The sequence below is a fragment of the gamma proteobacterium symbiont of Lampromicra miyakona genome (assembly GCF_059730895.1).
On sequence record NZ_AP035932.1, the window covers coordinates 3,624,070 to 3,644,677 of the forward strand.

The following is a 20,608-nucleotide window of genomic DNA, read 5'->3' on the forward strand; positions in this document are numbered from 1 at the left end:
TCATGAACCCGACAAAAAAATTGCAGTGCCCCGGCAAGTCTCGATCTCTCATGCCACTTAGAAATCATAAAAAAAGCCCGCACCAGCTGCGGGCCCCCGGGGAGCATCCCGAAAATGGTACAACACGCGGTATCTTCAGAGGTATTTCTTGAATGACCCCGTTACCACGGCCAGCACGCCACCAACCAGCAGTGCTGAAGGCAGTAACAACAGATTTGGCCACACAGCTGTTGGCCATGCCAGGTAGAGCATGCAGGGACCGTACAGAGCGGGTTTAATAAAGCGCTTGGCGTGGTGATAGACAAAGCTTGATTCATAGCCGGCGCCGTATCGCCGTAAGTCACGCCTGACCAGCCCGTCCACCACGCCCATGATGACAACCAGCGCAAACAGCGGCAGGCTGAGAAAAAGGATCATGACCCGGATGAAGAAAATCAGCGTGACCCAGACCGTGGCCTGAAGGTACACACCCAGCCAGCTCACCAGTGAAGCACCCAGCCCATTGAGCGCCGGAATAAGCCCGCTGCTTTTTTCACTCAGGGATTTAAATGACTGCAGCCAGCCGCTGAATCCGCTGTCCACGAACAGCCACTGCCACGCAACATGCACCCAGCGGCTGACCGTCTCAACCGGTGCAGCCATCAGCAGGCTGCGTGTATACCCCTCCGACAGCCAGTGACTTTCAGCCACCATCACCCGGTAGCTGTGGGCGGCGCCTTCCTCCGGCCACAACAGCGCGATACAGGCATATTCAATCAGCAGGCTGACGAGCAGTGAGCCAAGCAGCACGCCGATAAGGCCCATCGGGAAATCCCACAGAAGCAGCCCAATCGGTCCGGACTGCCGCTGGCGCGCAGGGGCGCTGCGTTGTCTGCTGTCACCGTCATGCTGGGACATCGGGGCCTCCTGCAAACGGCATGTCACCACCTGTCCACCATGTCTCACCGGTGTGGTAGTTTTTTTCCATATTGTCAGCCAGTTGCTTCAGACTGGCTGGCATATGTGGATCGTCATTATCTGCCGGCAGCGGCATGCGAATTTTCCACAACCGCCCCCCTTCAAGTAAGGCAAAGGCCTGCCCCTTTGGCAGGTTGATGATATCTGCAGGGCTTATCATCGGGACTTTTACCAGACTCACCTGGTCATTAACGTTGCTGTTAAAGTCTGTTCCTTCCCCGGGACGGGAAACATCCGTGACGCCGGAAGTCAGTGTTTTCTGGTAAACGTCCACTTCAGGGAGCTGATCGGTGAGCAGCATGGCGGTGTTCTTCTCGCGCACGCGGAGCATGACAAGCGTATTGAAGTTCCCCACCACCTGATTCGCTTTAGCCGTGCTGCCGATCCGCGCCTCGATATCGGACAGGGTCTGGGTGTACGCGGTCACCTGAAAGCCGGCGCCGCCCCCTTTGTTGATGAGCGGAATGAACTCATCCCCCATCAGCTCGTTGAACTCATCGCAGTGCAGGTTGATGGCCACCTTTGCGGATTTACCTTCCTCCTCATCGCCAAGACCGAACTTGTAGATGTGACCGCCCTCAGAGACCAGATCGGCAAACATGCTGTTGCCGACGGCCGCGGCCACCACCGGGTCAGAGAGCGCATCGAGGCCGACATACACCACGCCGCGTGACTTGATGATATTGTGCCAGTCCAGAATCGGGCGCGGATCGTCCAGGTCGGTGTAATCGGGCGCGAGAAGCGCAGCCGTTTTACCGGTGGTAAGTTTCTCCAGCAGCGGCAACAGGGAGGCCACAATTTTATCGAAGTAGGTGCGATCGTACTGGACTGCGCTGCGCAGACCATCAAGCACCGGGTCCCAGAGCTTTTTCCCCTCCGGACTGCCCAGTACCTGTTCCGATACCCAGATTTTCACGCCGTTAGGCCTGCCCTGAAGATGACGCGGCAGGTCCTTGTCGCTGATCCCGCTCTGCATCATGGCTTCTGCGGTATTCAGCAACTGCGGCGCCTTTTCACTCAGCAGGTTATCCACGTAGGTTTCATACAGCTCACCGATATTGGTGACATAGCGGAGAATGAGGCCGTAATCCGGTCGCTGACCGAGGGCGACCAGCGCGCGCGTGATGATATTGACAAAGCGCCAGGCAAACTCCCGGAAGGCGGCGGAATTACCTTCACCGGAGAGCTGTCCGGCAACGCGTGACGCCACCTCTGAAATACGGCTGAAGCGTCCGACGGCGTTGTACCGTGCGCTGATATCGGGCCAGCCAAGATGAAACACCCAGAAATTATCCTGACGCCCCGCTCGGTGCGACTCCGCGTACATCCGGCGAAGCAGGTCAGCGTCCCCTTTGGGGTCAAACACAATGACCACCTCATGATCGCCAGCGGCATTTTTACGTCGGATGTCCTGGGTGATGAGCAGCTCCGCCAGACGGGTCTTGCCCACGCGGGTGGTACCGATAACGAGCATGTGTCCGACGCGTTCGCCGAGATCATAGGTCACCGTCGTCTCATCAGGCTCGACGCCGTGATAAATCGGGCTGCCGCCGACCGGCGGCAATGGTCGAAAAGGGTTGAGCGCCATATCTGCACGGGTCAGCCGGCACAGCCAGGGGAGGCTGTATTCCATCCTTTTTTCCATTTCGCGTGCCATGCGGTAGAGCACGGAGGGCTGCACGTAGATTTCGCATTCAGGACGACGCGCCTCCATCAGTCGCTGGGTATGACGTGCCGACCACCGGAACCCTTTGCCCAGAAAAAGATGGCGCCGACTGACCGGGATCTGATCGCTGGTCAGCACGTAACGGGGGAGACGGCGGATATTCTGCCGGTAGCGCAAAATTTTCATGCCCTGACGGGTCCGCTTCAGGGCAATGACGCCGAAGCCGGCAGCCGTAACCCAGCTTACGGAAGGCGCGAGTGCCACCGCCCAGGGGGCGGTCAGGCATATGCATGTCGCACTGGCCGCAACCGTAGCGGAATAGAGCTCTACCGCCGGGCGCAGCAGTGACTCCATGACATAACGATCGCTCATGAAAACTCCCTGCTGGTCTGCCAGCCAGAAGAGCCGGTAAGCTTTGCTGCAGCATTCATTTTGCGGTCAACCTCTGCCGCGCTTTGCAGCAGGTTGTCATTCTTACTCGCCATAAAACCAGACATTGTTGTCTCCCTCTTAATCATGAACAGTTGTGGAAGAAGCGTGTTTTTCTGGGGGGTGTTGTCGCGGGGCCTGACAATGTGACTGGGTGTTCAGGTAGTCCATCCAGCGCCGATCGCCAGCCAGCAGCCAGAGTAGCCGCTGGCCGCTGATGAGGGTGATGCCGCTATAATGTCGTAAGGCATCCCGGCTCACCTCACCTGTCCGGCCGGTATGAATAAACAGACCAGAGCAGCGTTCGCTCTCTGTTAGCAACCCGAATGCAGAAACGTGTGCCGCAATGATGGTTGCACTGTACCGTTTGGCCTGAATCAGAAAGCGGCGACCATTGATCCAGACGGTCCCATCGCCCCCCCATCACCGCTGTAACGGGCATTGCGCTGTATACGCAGCCCCTGCCGTGACAGCGCTGTCAGTAACATCTCTTCAAACACATACGGATTCATCTTGCGAAGCCAGCTTATCCGCGCCGGCTCGTCGCGCAGCAGGGACAGGCGAAGCAGCGCCCGGGCAGCCTGTTTCTGATAGCGACGATGACGGCGCTGGGTAACAGAACGGCGCGCTGATATCAGAAGGCCCAGTGCAGTCGCAAAAGCGATTAACAGGACAACCAGCCCGCTATGCTGGCTGAACAGCTCCGGGAAAAGGGTTGCCGGCATCACTGTGAAATTCCTGTTGCGGTGATCAGCGCCGGATAATGTGTCAGCGCTAGCCGGCGGGCCAGATCTCCGCCGCTGACAGGCACCATTTCAACCGCCGGGGCTATCTGACGCAGCGATTTCAGGCCGCTTTCATCCTGCACGTTGATAATCATGCCGGTTGCCTGCATACGCATAAGCTCAGCGGCATTCAGCTGTAGCCAGCTGCGGGATGAGGGATCGTCACCCAGCACAAATACCGGTGGCATCCCCGGCAGGTTTAGTGGTCTGGCAGTCACGGTGCCTGGGGACATTTCTGGTGTGCTGACGGGCAGCATATCGGAAATGGAAAGCGACACAGGAGGCGGAGGAAGCGCTGTTCCGGCCGGATCGCCCGCAGGAGCCGCGTTAATTGCGTCGAAGAAAGGTGCGGTACTTTCACCGCCAAGATCCCCGACAACGGTGAGGGCTGCAAACGCACTGAAGGTTGCCATCAGCATGACAGGGAGGAGCGTCACAGGCAGGATATTACGGATTTGAATTTTCATTGAGGTTCAATCCAGGTAAGTGTTGAACGGGCAAGGGTGACAGGCTGCTCACTGCGGGAGGGCATATCGGCTGGCGCAATCTGGCTGAGCTTGCGGCGCACTATCGCCATATAGGTTGCGGCGTGCCGCCCGCCCGCAGGATGATGGTAGCAACCTGCAGCCTGCAGCCAGCTTCCGGGACGGGCGTCATAACAGGCCCGCAGAATACGGGCAGCAGCGCGAAGATTGGTATAAGGGTCAAATGCATCACGATAGGTGGCAAAGAAATGGCCATTCCATCCCAGATTCACCTGCGCCAGCCCGACATCGATATTTTTCAGTGGCCAGCGCTGCATGAATCCGAGCAACGCCGTGAAGGCTTCCTCCCGGGTATCATAGTGATATCCCCTGCCTGCCACGTTGATGGTCCAGGGCCACGGCTTTGCTCCCCATGCGGTACTGCGCGTACTTTCAGCCATAGCGAGCGAGTACAGCGATTCAGCAGGTACCCGCTCGGCTGCAGCAATTTCACGGTAAGCATCCGGAATGACCTGGAGTGCCGGCGCACTGTGCGCTGCCGATGCCAGCAGCAGACCAGATGCAACCATCAGAACGCGGCGAGCTGCCATCCGTTTTCCCCCTGCTGCAGAATCACAGGCATCTGCCCCTGTCCGTAACGCAGCCACAGGCCGCCGTCGTGGTTAAGTGTTATCTGGCGACTGCGAACCTTTTCCACCGGAATGTTATGCCGGATAGCCCAGGCGCGGATGGCCTCATCGCTGTTTCCGCCGACCATATAAATATCAACCGGGCGATTGTCTGCAAGCACAGCCGCAAGACGCGCATCGCAGCGGGAGCAGTTCTCTTTAACAAACAGTGCAAGCCGTCCCTGCGTATCGTGTGCTATCCCTGCAGCATTGCTGCCCATAATTACGGCCAGCGTCTCGGGATACAGGCGGAGCCAGGCGGCATTGATTTCGCGCTGGAAGGCCAGTTCTTTTTCAGTTCGCTGATATTCATGCCTGACCCAGAGCTCGGCCAGACGACGACGCTCAGCGCTGTTGCTGGTTTCCACGCCCAGAGCGGTAAGAGGATCGAGACCGGGAGACATAATGCCGCGCTCGCCCCGCATGAGCGTCTGATAACGGCTCCAGTCGCTGTCAGAAAGTCCCCACTGCTGCGCCTGCTGCTGCAAACTCAGCGTGCCTGAGGAGGACTCCCGCAGCGGGGATACGCTGCTCTGCGCTGACGGCGTCTGAACCGTTGCCGCATCTGAAAGAAATGACATCAGAATCAGCACGGCAGGTAAGCTTTTTTTAATCACTGATCTATCTCCGTTCATTCAACATGCAGCCGTTGCTCGCTACCGTTAACCGTAAAGAGCGCGGTGCGACTTCCCTCTGTTGACCGGAGCGTCCAGCCCAGCAGGGAATCACCTGGTGAAAGCAGGCGCATGGCGGATATCTGTGAAGCACCGCGCGGAATGACAACGGCGAAGGTCTGCCCGCCACGGCGTTCAATGCCGGTCAGCACAAACGGTGCAGCCAGCGTCACCGTGCGCCTGGCTGACCGGTTATTCTTTTTTGCAGGAATCGCCGCGCGGGTTTTAGCTGCTTCGATGGCGGTCCGGCTCTTCTCAGGCTCAGCTGCTTTCTGCGCCAGCTGGCGGTTGAGCTCACTCAGTGCGGAGGATGACTGCTGAACATCGTGCTCAAGAGAACTTAAGCGCGTCTGCAGCTGAGCAACCACTTGGCCGTTGCTGCTGCCGGCATCCTGCAGCTGACTGACGGCGTTTTTCAGGCTGGCCTGTTCATCACCGGCCGACTGCAGTTCCGCAGGGAGGGAGGCTAAGGCGGCTGTCTGATGCTCAAGTGTTTTCAGGCGCGCTTCCATTGATGAGACATTGGAGGCAAGCTGACCAATCTGGCCGCTGCGAAACGCCGCATCGAGTGTGTTAACGCGTATCGTCAGGTCTGATACCTGACGCCCCATGACAACCAGCGCAATCAGGGAACCCGTCAGACTGACAGTAAGCAAAACGATGCTGCCACCTTTGATGATTTTTCGGGGGCTAAACGGAAGCCGGATTCGGGGCTTATCCGCAGCGGCGGGCTGCACCTCTGACGCTCCGGCCTGATGTTCAGGAGCGTCAGGGAGCAGTTCCTCGGGCGAGGCATGACTGAGTGACATACAGGGATTCCTTATGGCTGCACAGCAGAACGGCCATAAGGTGCAAAAACAGGCGACGAATAACGATGATTAACTCAGTAGCCGTTTGTAAAAATTTCCGGGGTGGGTACACAGGGAAGTAAAAAAGGTCCGGCAAGCCTCTGTTTCCGGCGGTAAAAAAACCGCGGCCAGTTTTCTGGCGCGCGGTATCAAAATGTCATTAGATGTCATTAGAGGTTAATTAATACTGGAGTAGTTATAGGATCTGCAAAATGTCTTCAGGCGTCAACACTGCCGGCCTGAACGTTAACTGACACACCGCACAACAGTCTGGCCGTCAGTTTATGCTGCAGAAAACAGGCACGAGCCAGTTTTGGGTGTATGAGCCACCGCATCCCTCGCCAAGCGTATTCCATGAAGACCAGTCGCCGTCATGGTTTACGCGGCCAATTTCAAGCGGCCAGCGCCCGCCGCAGCGGTTAGCGCAGACGCGCACCGGGGATGACGAACCGCTCTGCCACACCCAGTCCTTACAGGAGAGTGTGGTGCCGCTCGAATCATGACTGATCGCGCCAATAATGCTGCAGCCTGCGCCTGCCGAGTTGACCTGGTCCTGGTACAGAAGTCCGCCTGCAGACATATCCCCCTCCGCCCGCACGCTTCCGCCACGCACCTGACCGCCGGTATAAATGTTTTTATTATTAACTGCGCGGACCCAGTCATTGTCCGACATATAAAAACCTCCACCGTATGTCTCGTTAAGCCAGCCCTTAGAACCCCGCGTAATCATCCAGCCATTATTAGACCTGATATCGCTATTCGCGGTAATCGCGTTACCAGCAGTGACGTTGGCGCCTGCTGAGACGCCGGACCCTGCGGTGACGTTCTGGCCCGTCACGGTTCCGTTAGCAGTGACGTTGCCGCGTGCAGTAACGTTACTGCTGAATGCACCGTTAACCGCGTTAACCGTAGCTGCGTTATTCAGGTTGTTTCCCCCCATATCAATGCTGGTATGCATCGTGTTCAGGTCTGGCTTACCGGTAACGGAAAAACGATACAGGCGATCGCTCTCACCCTGCGCGGCACCCAGTTCATCCGTGGTCAGCAGAACGGCGATATGGCCCTGCGTGGTGCTGACGCCAAATTGTGCGAGCGGCATGCTCCAGCTGCTCATCGCGCCGGTCGCGATCCCTGACGTCCAGATATAGCCCCCCATGCCAGAGGTGATATCCATTGATATCTGTCGTAGTGCCAGAAAGGGCAGTGCGGAACCGTTCTGTGTAAAAATCAGCCCCTGCAGCTGGTTCGTGTTAGTTGCATTCCGGACAAGCGCAGCGCGATATACCTGGCCATCGATAGTGTTCTCGCTGAAACCCTGCTCCAGAAAACCGGTGTTTTTCAACATCACCGGCGTCACGATAACAGGGGACGTTGTCGTGGCGCTGGAGAGCAGCGTATCGTAATAACGTCCCGTATAGCTTTTGACGGCCTGTGTAAAACGGGAAACCTGCGCAGCAGTGTTCATCCAGGTCCGCTTATCCATCCAGTCAGTGATAAGCGAATACCCCCAGACGCTGACGAGTAACAGAATAATCAGTGCGGCACCGGTGCTGATGATCGCCCAGCCCCTGTCGTTTTTTTCAGTCGATTTCACAGGCATCACCATGTAATGAGTGGATGATAAAGTTTGATAAGCGCGACCAGCATCGCGCCGGCGCACAGCCAGGGTCCCATAGGTCCTCCCTGCTGGACGCGGCGCACCAGAAGCTGCCAGAGCACAAATAAAAAGACGCCTGTGAGCAGTGCATAAAGACCCTCACAACCACCGAGCCAGGCCGCAACAGCGCCGGCCAGCCAGACGTCGCCAAGCCCCAGGCATTCACGTGCAGAGACTTTTCCGGTGACGTAGCGCCAGAGCCCGAATAACCCCTGCGCCGTCGCGGCAGAGAATGCATGCCCCCAGAATCCGGGGGCTGACAGAGCAGCAGCCAGACCGGCAATCAGGCAGCTCACAGTCATATAACGGGGCAGAAATCCGGTGAGCGCATCGATGAGCGTCATCCTGAAGAGAAAAAGGCTGAGCAACAGCGCCATCAGCCTTTCCAGAGCCGGCGCCGGCGACAGTACGATGCAGGTTGCCGATGCCGCAAAAAGCCAGGTAATGCCGGCGGGGGCGGGATTTAAAAAAATGGCCAGCCATTCTTTTTCATCATTGGTGGTCAGATAGCTGAGGCGTACCAGGTTTGCCATAAAACAGAACAGGCACAAGCCAAGCGGAAAAATGATGATAAGCATTGGCCACGGCATGCTCAGCGTCAGCAGCGTCACAGTTTAATTCCCCGTTCTTTTAGTAAAAGCTGGCGGTAAATGGCATATATGCGGTTGGCATAGGACTCGCGCGTTTCATGGCGGTCTTTTCTGAACCCGGCGTTATACGAGCCGAGACAGTTCCAGCTGTAGCCACAGACCTGAAAATGTCTGGCAAGTATCCAGGTGCCGATTTGCACATTAAGGCAGGGGCGCGTCAGCAAATCCTGTGGACCGCTGATGACCCCCTGCGCGATCAGCCCCGGAATATGTGAGGAATTGATCTGCATCAGCCCATAGTCCGTGCTAAGCGCCCGCCCGGTTTTTTTATCCCGGTTAATATTCGTTATTGCCGGCCGGAGGCTGCTCTCGCCCGTAGCGATGGCTTTAAGCAGGAGCGGATCGAGATGGTACTTCGCACCCGCTGCGTCAAAGCAAAACGCCCCCGCACGGGGGCAAAGCAATATCAGGAACAGAACCGTGGACAGGCGCAGCATGTCATCAGCCGTTATGCGTAAAGACGAGCGTGTTATTCCCGGTCATGCCGCTGTCAGCCGTGCAGGACTTTCCTGCCGCTTCCGCGCTGACAATGCCGTCGCTGAAATCCGTGCTGTTAATGCTGATTGCGCTGAATGCACCGCCGGAACCAAGCTGGGTGGCAATTGAGATGCAGTCTGCCTGCGGTACTTTCTGCGTCGTAACAGAAAATCCGTTGTTGAACCCGTTGGTCGCCACCGGTGCTATCACGACCTGGCCACCATAGCTGTTCCACATCGTCGCCGTGCCGGAGCTCGCCGTTCCCTGAATGGTCCAGCCGGCTTTCGGCGCGCCACCCTGCTGGATCAGGGTGCCGGTCATCGTGGTGCTGCTGGCAAAGTTGTACCCTCCCTGAGTCTGCTTAAGCTGCTGAGCATTGGTCACGATAAACTGGAGATTTGATACCTCCACGCCTACGGACTTTTTACCCCACAGGCTCCAGATCCATGCACCCACGATACAGATAACAACGATGGTGAGCAGTGCAATGGCGCCATGTTCCATAATGCCCCAGCCGCGATCAGGCTGGCGATGATGTTGCGGGAATGCCTTTGATGACATGATGTTTCCTTAATGTGTGCTGAAGGTGTTCATATCCTGAATCTGCATCACCATCAGCAGTATGAGTAAGAAGAAACTCATAATCAGGACGAGAGAAAAGAGCTTGGTGACGTTCGCGCGGCGGGCAACGCGCGCCAGCGCCTGCTCCAGCCAGCGATCGGCATAGTTGGTGATCAGCGATGCTGCGCTGTTGCCTTTATCGAGAAGAGAGAGGTAGTTCACCGCCTCACGGCTGGGGAAGTCATAACCGCTGTTGCGCATTGCACGACCCAGAGAATCGCCCTCACTCATGCAGTCCATCGCGCCCTCGATGCGCTCCTGCAGCCAGGGCGGAGCGAATCCGTTAAGGATCTGCAGCGACTTAAGCTCCTGCACGCCAGCACCCAGCAGCGCCCCGATATTCATCAGAAACACCGCCCCCTGCAGGTCTTTGTAAACCGACCAGGGCATAAGGTAATCAGCGAAGCGACGCAGTCGCCCCCGCCATCGGGGCAGGGACCAGAACGCCAGCACCACAAGTGCCGCGGCCGCGCCGGCAGCAGTCAGTCCCCAGCGGCCGCTCCACTGCGCAACCCCATTCATAAATCCGAGTGCGCCAGTCCAGCCTGCCGGATCGGACATTTTGCTCAGGGTGGGGACCAGCGCCAGGTTGTTGGCCAGCAGCAACCCCGTCCCCAGCAATACCAGCACGATCGGGAATACTGAGGCGAATACCACCTGGCCGAGAATGCGACGTCGGGCCACAATGAGTTTATCCGCCTGCATCAGGGCACCGGGAATATTGCCGGTTTCCATGCCGGCGCTGATAAGTGCGGCCTCTTCGTAAGGTGCCCAGGCGGCCAGCACGTCCTGCAGCGCGCGACCGGGGCGGTTATCGTTCACCCCTTCAAGACAGTCCTGGACCAGCTCGTGATATGGATGCCAGCGGCTGCCAAAGTCGGTGTGCACCTCGCCAATCATGGTCAGGGCCTCTTTGAGCTGTTTGCGGTTTTCCAGCAGAAAGCGCAGGGTCTCGTAAAACGGCTGGCGGTACTGGCCGGTGAATGTTGCCCTGACCAGGCGGTAGCGCAGGTTTTCTGCTATCGACATATGCCTGTCAGGCGTGAAGCGATCAGCGGATGCCATCGGGTACCTCGCACTCCATTACCGAATCTTCATCCAGCGGACAGATAAGATCGCCTTCCAGCGGGTCAACACGCCCCTCAGCCAGGTATCTCATCAGGTGCATGCGGCGGGTAATACCGCCCTGATTCACCCAGTACTGACGGGCAACGGCCGGGCCGTGTGACAGCCAGAGCTGCATCAGGCGGGCATCGGTCCGTATTACTTCGGCAATGGCCGTGCGCCCGGTCACACCCCGGCTGATGATGCGTCCGGTCAGCGGCACCGTTTTCTGACAGTGGGAACAGCCTTCGTGATTGCGGAAAAAGAGTTTGCTGGTATCGAAGAAGCCCTCAACAGTGCAGTACCGTTCAAGACGTTCCCGCGTATCAGCGTCCAGCTCAGGGGCTTTTTTCTCCCACGGCACCCGACAGTGTTCGCACAGCAGCGGCACGAGACGCTGGCCTATTAAGCCGGTGATGAGTGCGGCATCTGCCAGAAGATGGCGGTCAATACCGAAGTGCTCCATACGACGCAGGGAGCCAATGGGGCTCTGCGTGTGCAGGGTGGAGAACAGCGCGTGGCCGGTTTCACTGGCGTAAATGCCGGCGATAAGGGAGTGCAGGTCACGCATCTCGCCGTTCAGAATGGCATCCGGATCGAGACGCAGCGCGGAGGCATTGGCGTTAGTCCAGGCGCGACTGATGGCCTCCGGCGAGTTATCGGCAGGCATGACGGCCGTCTGTATGGCACCCGGAATCCGACCCTCAGGCGGATTTTCCAGCGTCAGCAGGCGCTTTTTACCGCCCGTCAGATCAAGCCAGATGTCACTGAACACGCGCAGCGTGGCGCTTTTGCCCGAGCCGGTTGGGCCGGTGAGCAGAACCATGCCTTCCGGAAGGCGAAGAATCTGCATAATGAGCTTTATCTGCTCCGGCAGAAAACCCAGCTGCGGCAGCGTCGGTATGTTGTCACCGTCGTCCGGAATAAGACGCATAACCACTATCAGCCCGTCGGGCGTTGGACGATGCTCGTATCGCGCGCCATAAAGACCGGCGCGGCGGGCAAACTTTGCATCTATGCGTCCTGACTGCTCGCGACCGGCAAAAAATGACTGTTCGCGCACGTCGCACATGGAAAGATATGAGGTAGAGGCCAGCGTCATCCCCTCCACATCTTTCACTTCATCCACGACCTCCAGCTCGCCGTGAATACGCAGCTGGACGATGGAAATCCTGCGATCACTGCTGATTTCAATATGAATATCAGAGGCATTGAACTCGTGACCGAGCCTCATATAGTTGATGACCTTATCCTGCGATACGCTGATGTCGAGCTTGTCCAGATCGCCTTCGCTGACGCTCTGTGACAGGCTCAGGCCGCGCTGCTCTGCCACTTCACGCCGGCGGTTCAGCTCGCTCAGCGTCACAAACTCGGTTTTTGCCGTGGGATGCGTCCGGGTGACGTCCATCACCCAGCGTTGTATGGCCGCTTCTTTACGGCGGTTGCCGTCGATTAACAGTGTTACGCCACCGGTGGCATGCAGCTCGGCGAACACAAAATCCATTATCTCTTTATCAGGTGTCATCGTGGCCTCAGAAGGAGAGTTCAGAATTGTCGCTGAGGCGCACAAGCGTTGACGTTACCTCAGTGACGCGTTTAGCCGTGCCCGGGATTTGATCGCCTTTTACCACCTCCGTGACCCCGCCGTCAGGCAGGACAATGCGCGCGCGTAACTGATTACCCCGCCCGTAAATTTCCTGCAGGCGAACGCTGCCGGCGCGCTTCTCCGCGCCGGCAGATGCGGTCTGCTGAGAGGGGGCAGGCTGCGCCATAACCGGCATGGCCGGCTGGCTGGCTGTGGTCAGATAATTCCGGTCGGCACCCTGTCCGGACTGACTTTCCCGCAGCTGCTGCTCCAGCCGCGCCGTCTGCACTTTCTGCTCCAGAATCAGATTGCGGGCCTGCGCAGCTTCCAGCTCCCCGAGGGTGACATTCGGCGGCAGCACATCGCCGGCAGCGGCCGCGGGCGCGGGTCCGCAGAGCAAAGCGGACAGAAGCAGCCCAGGCAGGGCGGGATTAATTCTGCGCATAGATGCTCCCCTTCATGGTGTAGTCGAACTGCCCCTGCGGGCTCATGGTGATCGAAAGGCTGCTGAGGCGAAGCCCCGTGGCATCAAAATCCTGCAGCAGTCGCTCGGGCTGCAGACGTGAGCTGACAGAAAAGTTAAATTCCCGCCAGTCCTGTACAGGAGTAATTTTTTCCTCACCCGGCGCGACCGGCGGCGGCTTCACCTCGGTAAATCTGACGTCGAGGTTGCGGCGCTGCAGATGGGATATAAAGCGCGTAAGCTGAGCATCAGCACCGGGCAGTGCTTCGTCAGTGAACCCGGTCGGGGGGGTATGGTTAAAGGGAATGAAAACATCACCGTTTTTACCGCCTTCCTGAAGATTAAAGACGGCTGAGTGACCGAACAGCTCGCGGGCGCGGCGGGAGAAATCCTCGACCGTTGCACCCGGGGTGCTAACAAAGCGCAGGCGCAGGCCCTCCGGGACGCATTCCCCGTCGGTAAAGCGCCAGCCGGCAACGGATGCGAATACGGGCTCACGCGTGAGCCAGCAGTTGCTTAGCAGCACTGAAACAGGAGGCAGTGAAGCCCACGGGTGCGGTGCGCGTGCGGGTTCAGCCGGCTTTTCTTTCGTCAATGCCATGCGGGCGCGAAACGCTGCCATTGCAGCGGCCTGTTCAGCCTTTTCCGATGCCGCATCGAACCAGTAAACGCCACAGGCCACCGCGAGGCTGACGGCGGCTGCCGGGATGATGACCGACAGGGCGGTCACGCGCTTATGAAGCCGGCAGCGTTTTACCTGCGCCCGGCTGAGTCTGTCGGTCAGTGTGCCGGCGTGCAGGTTGTCGTCTGCCGTTGCGGCACAGCGTAAACGCGGCGAATCAGCATCATTAAAACGCAGGAAGTTTGCCGCCGACTGTTCAATGATGGCGCGGGAGCCGGGCACATCGCCCATGACGGATAACTGCCCGCCGATAGCAGCGAAAAAGACCCACGAATCCTCGGTGTGACTCAGGCGGTAAATACCCCAGGCATTTCCGCCCTCGGCCAGCAGGAATGCCACGGCCAGCGCGTGCTGGCTGCGGCGCACGCGCCCCGGGGAAACCAGGCCGCGCATTGAAGCATTTCCTCTTCCGGCAGCGGCATAATGCGTATCGGGCGACGCTTTACTGCGAAACCGGGTATTTAACGCATTACGCTGCGGCTCCCAGTGCAGACCTGCCATCCAGTCCCGCCGCTGATGCGTCAAACGGATGCCGGCCCGGAGGCTCATTTTTTTCAGTACTGACATGGTTTACCTCAGCAGAACAGGGGTGATCATGATGACGAGCGTCGTGCGGCCGCGGGAGCCTGTCTGGCCGCCGCCCAGAATGAAGTTGTTTGGCGTAAGGGTGCCCTGTTTGTCTGCAGAAAGGTTCTGCTGTTCCGAACCGGTCAGCACCAGCGTCTGACCAGAGCGCAGATTGACCTTGCGGGCCAGCGCTTCGGTTGACGTTGTGGGCAGATCGTTACGGGTATTGCCGTCAGCGCTGACGAATTTCTCAATCTGCGGCGGGCTGGTATAGCTGAAGGCGAACTGCAGCTGCACATCACCGTTTTCCTGAATGAACGGCAGCATGGTCATGAACAGGCCGGTGGTAATGGTCGACGTCGTCATTGATGAGGTGACGCCCACGTTTGCCGTTGCGGTTGTGCTGGAACTGGACAGGATGCCTTTCTGGCCCGAGAGCTGATAGGCCACCGGCGTCAGGTTGGCGGTAGGGTCAGTCTGGTTCAGCGCCATGCTGACATTACCCTGCTCGGAAAGGGCTTTGATAAGCAGGCTTGATCCGGAGAATTTAGCCGCATTACCTGTGGCCGTATCGAGGATAGAGATACCGGCGCTGGCGGCTGACGTGGAGGCATTGGCCATTGACCCTGTCAGGCTGGCGCCAAAGTTATGCAGGGATTTATAAACCAGCCCCCAGTCAAGGCCCAGCTGCTCGTTGCGTGTCTGGCTGACGCTGACAATCTGAATATTGAGCTGTACCTGACGGCTCAGGACCTTGTTCTGATATTCGATATAGCGACCGACGCGGTTAAGCACGTCAGGCGTATCGGTCACGCTCAGCGTGCCGGTGGCGGCCGAAAGCCAGAATCGCCCGGATTTCGGGGTCAGCATCTGCTCAACCGTTTTACGAATATCATCGTAAAGGTCGCTGTTCATGCCGTAATCAGTTTTCTGATTAGAGCTGATATCGCCCGTCGTCCCGCCGGTCGTCCCGCCGCCGCTGCCCAGCTGATTGCCTGAACCGGAATTAATCGAGGCGCTGCTGTTAACCTTTGTATTCAGGATAACCAGCTGAAAAGTGCGGGTATCCTGAAGATAGAAATACACGCCGCTGCTGTCACTTCGCCAGGACAGGCCGTATCCGCTGGCTTCAATATCAAGGAGATCGCGGACGTCGCCCTGGAACTTAAGGCCACGCGCGATCATGGTGCTTTGCTGAACAGGCGCGGCCTGCCCTGCAGAAGCGCCGATCTGTGAAAGCGGCACACGACCGTTATCATCGGGTGCAGGTAACGGACCGCTCATCGGGGAGGTGACCACACCTCCGGTTGTGACACTGCTGAGCGCTGCATAAGCATCGGGGGTGATCGACACCCGGATGCCACACAGCGCGGTGATGCGCTGACCCAGCTCCGGCAGTGAAATCCCTTCCGGCCGGTTAATCGTTATCTGACAGGAAGGCAGTTTTTTTTCATCCGGCGTGGACACGACCGGTGCAACCGGCTGCAGGTTCACCCAGGGTTTATCAGACCAGACAACGGTAGGCTGAGACAAAGCCTGGCGGCTCTGCAGCACCCGCTGTGCCGTTTCAGCCTGACCTGTGGCCTCCTTATCCATTTTGCTGATTTCACTCAGCGAACATGATGACAGCACAAACGCGGCGGCCAGCGCTGTCAGGCAGAAAGGTAAACGGCGCATCCGCAGCCCCCTGGTGTTGTTAGTTAAGGTAAACAATGCTGCCCTCCGATACGCCGGACGGCAGAGAGAGATTCATATCGGTGCCATCCGCCATGCGCAGACGGCCACCGCTGACGGTCAGGGCCAGCGCCGAGGTCATTGACCTCGCACGCAGCGCGGCAAAAACACCGGCAGTTTCAGGCACCCATATCCAGAGGCGCCCCCCCTTGATAACGGTCTTAATGCGATTGTCCGGGAGCGGCACAATACCTGTCTGAGCAAGTGATACCGGACCATCAGCCACCGTTTTTCCGTAGCGCCAGTTATTTACCGCGTCCGCGGTGCGCAGCATGTCGCCGGCAAGCCGATCCGGCAGGGTCTGCTGCATTGAAAGCCGGATGTGTTCAGCAGAATGGCGCTGCGCATCACCCGCCATTAGCGAAATGACCAGACAGAACACGAGTATGGGCAGCGCAAACCCCATCTCAGTGACCTCCTCCCGCTGGCGTATCGCTCACGGAAATCAGGCACTGAATACGATTGGCTTCAGCGAAAAGGGGTTTTTCAGCTTTGCGGTAGAGGTCAAAAACCTGAACCATGACCGACTCAAAGTTGCCGTGGAAAACCAGCGGCGCATCGATGCGGTAATCAAGCGTCACGGGCCAGATAACAACCCAGTTGCCGCCATTACTGCACTGTGCTTTCGAAGCCCAGCTGGTCAGCGTCTCTTTCAGGGTCGAACCCGGTTCCGCCCGCCAGGTCTGCCCGACGGGAAGCGCAGCAACTGGCGTACCCGGCGCATAAGAAGATGAGGCCTGGCTGCTGACGGGAGGCGCCGGCGGCAGCGTTGTAACGGGGCGGACCGGTGCCGACGGTGAGGTGCCGTTCACTGTAGTCTGCAGCGCGGCCGCCGGGCGCGCTGCGGCAACAGTTGGTTTCTGCGACAGCGCTGTTCTTTGATCAGGTGCATGAGTCGCAGCAGGGGATGACACCGGTTTGCTTTTTACCGGGGCCATCGAAGGGATTTTCTGTGGTGCCGACACGTTCGCCGCCGTCAGCACCGGAGACGGAACTGCGGGATTCTGCGGTTTGAGCGACGTTTCCGGGGCGGTGGCCGGGGCATTAACGCTGATGGTGCCACTGGTAAAAGGATTGCGTGAGACGATATTGCCTTTTCCTGTCACCACCAGGGGCTGAACAGGCTGCGTCACAACCGGACGATTCACATTTACAGCCTGTGGTGAGCGCGAGATCGGCAACGTCTGGGGGGTAGCAAAACTACGGAACTGGTCACGCAGCTCAAAGCAGATTTCGCGGTTCACCTCATCCACCTTCAGGCGCCAGGCTGGACCGGCCAGCACCTGCAGAGCTTCGCTCAGTTTCACAGGACCGATATCGCGCTGCACGGCAGGAAGGGGGCGGCTGAGCAGTTCTGAAAATGCTGAAGAAGTGGCTGAGCATAGTGAATAGCCGGACTCCAGCAGGAGATAACGAAATCCTTCTCCCACTGAGTTAACCAGCTGAGCAGGCATAGTGATATCGATTATCTGATTAAGCGGATCGCGCTGCGCATCATCTGGGCGTGTGCTGACGAGCGTGTAGCGGTCGTAGCGAACCACTTCAGGGGAACGATTTCGGTAAATGTCATCGAAGCGGGCAGGCTGCTGATAACGGCCATTGGTTAATGGCGCTGCGTCAGAGGCCGGGTTGCTGCAGCTGGCCAGCATGACAGAGCAGGCAAGCAGTCCGGCTCCCGTTGCCGCGCGTCTTGAAGGTACTGCCATCAGGATTCACCCCAGGAATAGTCTTAGTCAGGAGTGCTATTCTCGCGGTGAGGAAAAAGCAGGCAATGCGAAACTCTTTCCTGAAAATGAAGAAAAATACTGCAGAGTCGGTAAGGGTTAATCAACGGACCTGGCTATTAACATTAATCAGAAAAGAAAACGCCGGAGAACCGGCGTTGAAAGTAATTTGAAGTCCATTAGTTCAGCAGTTGGATAACAGCATGAAACCATCATATTTTGTAGAATAACGTGTTAGCGGCAACCGGTGACTGCACAAAGCCAAAGTAGTCGTAGAACGCTTTAGCCTGCTCGTCTATTGCATGCACCATGATAGCCTTAATCCCGACTTGATCCGCCAGATTTGAAACGCGTATCACGGCATCATTCAGCAACCATTTCCCGAATTTATTGCCCTGAGTAGTTACATCGACTGCAAGACGGCCCAGTAAAACAACCGGTACGGGATCGGGCATATTCTGTCTGAGACTACGACTCAAATCGACATGACTTACCGAGCCGGTCGCGATGGAATAATAACCCACTACACGCATGGTTCCTTCGAGACAGATGACGAATGTACGGGAGGCATTGAGATGCTGATTTTTCAACGCACGCCGGCGAAGCCAGTCATCAAGAACCACATTTCCGCTATCGAACGGCTCAAGATCATGCACCTCCGTCAGTAAAGCAGGCGCAGTGACTTTTATTTCCATTCAGGTTTTACATCCATCAGACGCTGACGACCTTCAACATTTTGTACAGGGGCTTCGAGCTGCCTGATGAACTCCTGATAACGTTCGTCATCAAGAATGAACACGCGTTGATCCAGAATAATGTTCTGTGCCTCATGCACAGCCCTTTCAATGATAAAATCAGTACGGTTTTTATTCACCAGACTCGCAGCATAATCAATCACTGCGCGCTCTTCATCCGTGGCACGGATATTGATTTGCTTATCACGAACGGATTTACGGAAAGTTGTTTGCATAACTCCTCCTGTTGGTAACAAATTGCTATACGCATATGGTACCCCGGATGGTAGCAAATTGCTATACATGCCCATTCAGTAGATGCTGAAAAGAAAGCGCCAGACTGAGCTGGCGCATAAGATGGCATAAGCCTATGATTCCGTTAAGAAATGGCGTAAATGGCTTTGCGGCATATGCCATAACCGTGTCCGAGGAACGGTATGTCATCGTCAAAATCCATTGGTGGCTCATTCGCCGGATTCTGTGGCGCAGACTGAGGCTGCTGAGGTTGCTGAGGCTGGCCCCATGCACTCTGCTGACCTGACTGCGCATTGTTTCCACTGGTGTTGGTACCATTGTTACGGCCTCCGCCCACCATCTGCATCGTTCCGTTCATTCCCACAACGACTTCAGTAGTCCAGCGATCGGTGCCGCTGTTATCCGTCCATTTGCGGGTGCGTAACTGGCCTTCGATATACACCTGTGAACCCTTACGCAGGTATTCACCGGCAACTTCAGCCAGCTTGCCAAACAGCACGACGCGATGCCATTCGGTAATTTCCCGGTTTTCACCGGTCTGTTTATCACGCCAGGTTTCAGAAGTGGCCAGGCTTAAGCCGGTCACTGCTTTGCCATCTGGCATGTAACGAACTTCAGGGTCCTGACCGAGATGACCGACCAGAATAACTTTGTTGACGCCGCGTGCGGACATAATGTTTTCCTCTCAGAAATGTGGGGTGAGAAACACGACCACCGGGATGTTCCGGTGGTGTATCCGTAACGCTTAGAACGAATTCGGATCGTACTCTTTCTGAGCCGATGAGCCGGATTCTGGCGTCTGGGAAGCATTGGGTGCCTGATAGACTACGTCCTGACCTTTCTTGATGAACTCCACCTTGATAAGGCGGGCCTTCAGGGAAGGGCGGCTTTCACCGGCATGATCACCCGACTGAAGGGTAAACACATCGGCTTTGAGTCCGCTTAGCACGAAGCCAATCAGAACTTTTTCCTCTTCATCAACGGCTTTCTGACAGCGGTTAATGAGTTTGGTGGTGTCCGCGCCAGCGACAGTGACATCGAAGCGGGTATAGGACGCATTATCAGTAGGGCCGGTCAGGGCATTAATAACGGCGCAGGTGAATTCGCCGTTGGGTCCCTGAACACGACGTATCGAATTGAGATATCCGATGCCGCTGACGTTGAGGTTGAAAAACTCTTTTTTCTGATTAGCAGAAGCAGAGCTGTTTGAAGCAGGGGTATTGGTAGTTGCAGTCATGATGGTTTCTCCGGAGTAAAAACTAAACAGGTTGCGGAGAAACATCTGTCCCTTACGGGAAGTGTTTCCCGCAGGGATGTCAGCAAGGATTGCCGACTGGCTGAATTGGTGAAATGGACCTCAACTCATGAAGAGTTCCTGTTCTCAGAGGTTAACAGGTTTAAAACCGCCCGAAAGCGCCATCTCTCAGGTTGTGATGGCATTGGCATGTGATTACCCGAAGGCGTTCCTCTCAAATCACCGGAACATTGGCAGTTGTCGGAACGACAACGATTAGCCTCTTTATCATTCATTCAGACGCCGCGGATGTCAACGTCGCAGCGTGCAAAAAATCATCAGCACATAAAATTAAAAAAGCGGCACCCTGCGGCACCGCCTTCTGAGGTCTGCACCATCGACCTGAGGTTAACCTGCTTTCGCAGTCGCTCCGAAGGCTGAAAGGGCCCGGCACGGGTTTCACGGAGTTTTCGTGCCTTACCGGCTCCCGTTCAGGTGTGGACAGGGCCGGTCAGACTGTATTCCGTCAGCACATGCATTAGATGCTGACGAAACCCGCAGTCACGGGGTGCGGCTTCAGAGCCGGTGCCACAATAGCAAAGCCCCTGA

At 57.1% G+C, this 20,608-nt stretch carries 22 protein-coding genes and 1 pseudogene; all 23 read right to left on the reverse strand.

What is annotated here, in order from left to right; all coding sequences use genetic code 11:
- Positions 1-135 precede the first annotated feature (135 nt).
- The 23 genes and pseudogenes from AC6I8P_RS17115 to AC6I8P_RS17225 all read right to left on the reverse strand — a co-directional run bounded on the left by AC6I8P_RS17115 (position 136) and on the right by AC6I8P_RS17225 (position 20,002).
- Entirely contained in the window at positions 136-897 is a 762-nt protein-coding gene (locus AC6I8P_RS17115) for a TIGR03747 family integrating conjugative element membrane protein (RefSeq protein ID WP_481657910.1), read from the reverse strand.
- Complete coding sequence (gene traD, locus AC6I8P_RS17120; protein ID WP_498030812.1) at positions 884-2,995, reverse strand: type IV conjugative transfer system coupling protein TraD; 2,112 nt, start codon at positions 2,993-2,995, stop codon at positions 884-886. Before traD ends, AC6I8P_RS17115 begins: the two co-directional genes overlap by 14 nt.
- Positions 2,992-3,120: a hypothetical protein gene (locus tag AC6I8P_RS17125; RefSeq protein ID WP_255412135.1), complete on the reverse strand. Its 129-nt coding sequence runs from the start codon at positions 3,118-3,120 to the stop codon at positions 2,992-2,994. Before AC6I8P_RS17125 ends, traD begins: the two co-directional genes overlap by 4 nt.
- 13 nt (positions 3,121-3,133) lie before the next feature.
- Positions 3,134-3,777: pseudogene (locus AC6I8P_RS17130) on the reverse strand (restriction endonuclease).
- Positions 3,777-4,304: an integrating conjugative element protein gene (locus tag AC6I8P_RS17135; protein ID WP_498030813.1), complete on the reverse strand. Its 528-nt coding sequence runs from the start codon at positions 4,302-4,304 to the stop codon at positions 3,777-3,779. Before AC6I8P_RS17135 ends, AC6I8P_RS17130 begins: the two are co-directional and overlap by 1 nt.
- Positions 4,301-4,912, reverse strand: coding sequence for a transglycosylase SLT domain-containing protein (locus AC6I8P_RS17140; protein ID WP_088515945.1), 612 nt, complete (start codon positions 4,910-4,912; stop codon positions 4,301-4,303). Before AC6I8P_RS17140 ends, AC6I8P_RS17135 begins: the two co-directional genes overlap by 4 nt.
- Positions 4,891-5,604 carry a TIGR03759 family integrating conjugative element protein gene (locus AC6I8P_RS17145; protein WP_498031183.1) on the reverse strand — a complete coding sequence of 238 codons (714 nt, stop codon included), beginning with the start codon at positions 5,602-5,604 and terminating at the stop codon, positions 4,891-4,893. The genes AC6I8P_RS17140 and AC6I8P_RS17145 overlap by 22 nt, the downstream gene beginning before the upstream one ends.
- 17 nt (positions 5,605-5,621) lie before the next feature.
- Positions 5,622-6,320, reverse strand: a complete 699-nt coding sequence (locus AC6I8P_RS17150; protein WP_498030814.1) for a plasmid transfer protein — start codon at positions 6,318-6,320, stop codon at positions 5,622-5,624.
- Positions 6,321-6,789: 469 nt separating this feature from the next.
- A complete protein-coding gene (pilV, locus tag AC6I8P_RS17155) occupies positions 6,790-8,112 on the reverse strand; it encodes a shufflon system plasmid conjugative transfer pilus tip adhesin PilV (RefSeq protein WP_498031184.1) in 1,323 nt (440 codons plus the stop codon).
- Complete coding sequence (locus AC6I8P_RS17160; protein ID WP_498030815.1) at positions 8,112-8,780, reverse strand: prepilin peptidase; 669 nt, start codon at positions 8,778-8,780, stop codon at positions 8,112-8,114. Before AC6I8P_RS17160 ends, pilV begins: the two co-directional genes overlap by 1 nt.
- Positions 8,777-9,256 carry a lytic transglycosylase domain-containing protein gene (locus tag AC6I8P_RS17165; protein WP_058770081.1) on the reverse strand — a complete coding sequence of 160 codons (480 nt, stop codon included), beginning with the start codon at positions 9,254-9,256 and terminating at the stop codon, positions 8,777-8,779. The genes AC6I8P_RS17160 and AC6I8P_RS17165 overlap by 4 nt, the downstream gene beginning before the upstream one ends.
- A gap of 4 nt (positions 9,257-9,260) precedes the next feature.
- Entirely contained in the window at positions 9,261-9,857 is a 597-nt protein-coding gene (locus AC6I8P_RS17170; RefSeq protein ID WP_498030816.1) for a type 4 pilus major pilin, read from the reverse strand.
- A gap of 9 nt (positions 9,858-9,866) precedes the next feature.
- Positions 9,867-10,982, reverse strand: coding sequence for a type II secretion system F family protein (locus AC6I8P_RS17175; protein WP_498030817.1), 1,116 nt, complete (start codon positions 10,980-10,982; stop codon positions 9,867-9,869).
- On the reverse strand, positions 10,969-12,546 hold the full coding sequence (locus AC6I8P_RS17180) for a GspE/PulE family protein (protein WP_498030818.1): 1,578 nt from the start codon (positions 12,544-12,546) through the stop codon (positions 10,969-10,971). Before AC6I8P_RS17180 ends, AC6I8P_RS17175 begins: the two co-directional genes overlap by 14 nt.
- A 7-nt stretch (positions 12,547-12,553) precedes the next feature.
- Positions 12,554-13,051 (reverse strand): type IV pilus biogenesis protein PilP, encoded by a 498-nt coding sequence (gene pilP, locus AC6I8P_RS17185; protein ID WP_498030819.1) that lies wholly within the window; start codon positions 13,049-13,051, stop codon positions 12,554-12,556.
- The gene (gene pilO2, locus AC6I8P_RS17190) at positions 13,038-14,318 is read right to left on the reverse strand and encodes a type 4b pilus protein PilO2 (RefSeq protein WP_498030820.1); all 1,281 of its coding nucleotides are present in this window, start codon (positions 14,316-14,318) and stop codon (positions 13,038-13,040) included. Before pilO2 ends, pilP begins: the two co-directional genes overlap by 14 nt.
- Before the next feature lie 3 nt (positions 14,319-14,321).
- Entirely contained in the window at positions 14,322-15,995 is a 1,674-nt protein-coding gene (gene pilN, locus AC6I8P_RS17195) for a PilN family type IVB pilus formation outer membrane protein (RefSeq protein ID WP_481657920.1), read from the reverse strand.
- A gap of 19 nt (positions 15,996-16,014) precedes the next feature.
- On the reverse strand, positions 16,015-16,458 hold the full coding sequence (pilM, locus tag AC6I8P_RS17200; RefSeq protein WP_481657921.1) for a type IV pilus biogenesis protein PilM: 444 nt from the start codon (positions 16,456-16,458) through the stop codon (positions 16,015-16,017).
- Position 16,459: 1 nt separating this feature from the next.
- Positions 16,460-17,758, reverse strand: a complete 1,299-nt coding sequence (pilL2, locus tag AC6I8P_RS17205; protein WP_498030821.1) for a PFGI-1 class ICE element type IV pilus protein PilL2 — start codon at positions 17,756-17,758, stop codon at positions 16,460-16,462.
- 230 nt (positions 17,759-17,988) lie between these two features.
- Complete coding sequence (locus AC6I8P_RS17210) at positions 17,989-18,471, reverse strand: GNAT family N-acetyltransferase (protein WP_498030822.1); 483 nt, start codon at positions 18,469-18,471, stop codon at positions 17,989-17,991.
- A complete protein-coding gene (locus AC6I8P_RS17215) occupies positions 18,462-18,746 on the reverse strand; it encodes a type II toxin-antitoxin system TacA family antitoxin (protein WP_088515933.1) in 285 nt (94 codons plus the stop codon). Before AC6I8P_RS17215 ends, AC6I8P_RS17210 begins: the two co-directional genes overlap by 10 nt.
- Positions 18,747-18,889: 143 nt before the next feature.
- Positions 18,890-19,438, reverse strand: a complete 549-nt coding sequence (locus tag AC6I8P_RS17220) for a single-stranded DNA-binding protein (RefSeq protein WP_088515932.1) — start codon at positions 19,436-19,438, stop codon at positions 18,890-18,892.
- Positions 19,439-19,510: 72 nt separating this feature from the next.
- Entirely contained in the window at positions 19,511-20,002 is a 492-nt protein-coding gene (locus AC6I8P_RS17225) for an STY4534 family ICE replication protein (protein ID WP_058770118.1), read from the reverse strand.
- Positions 20,003-20,608 lie beyond the last annotated feature (606 nt).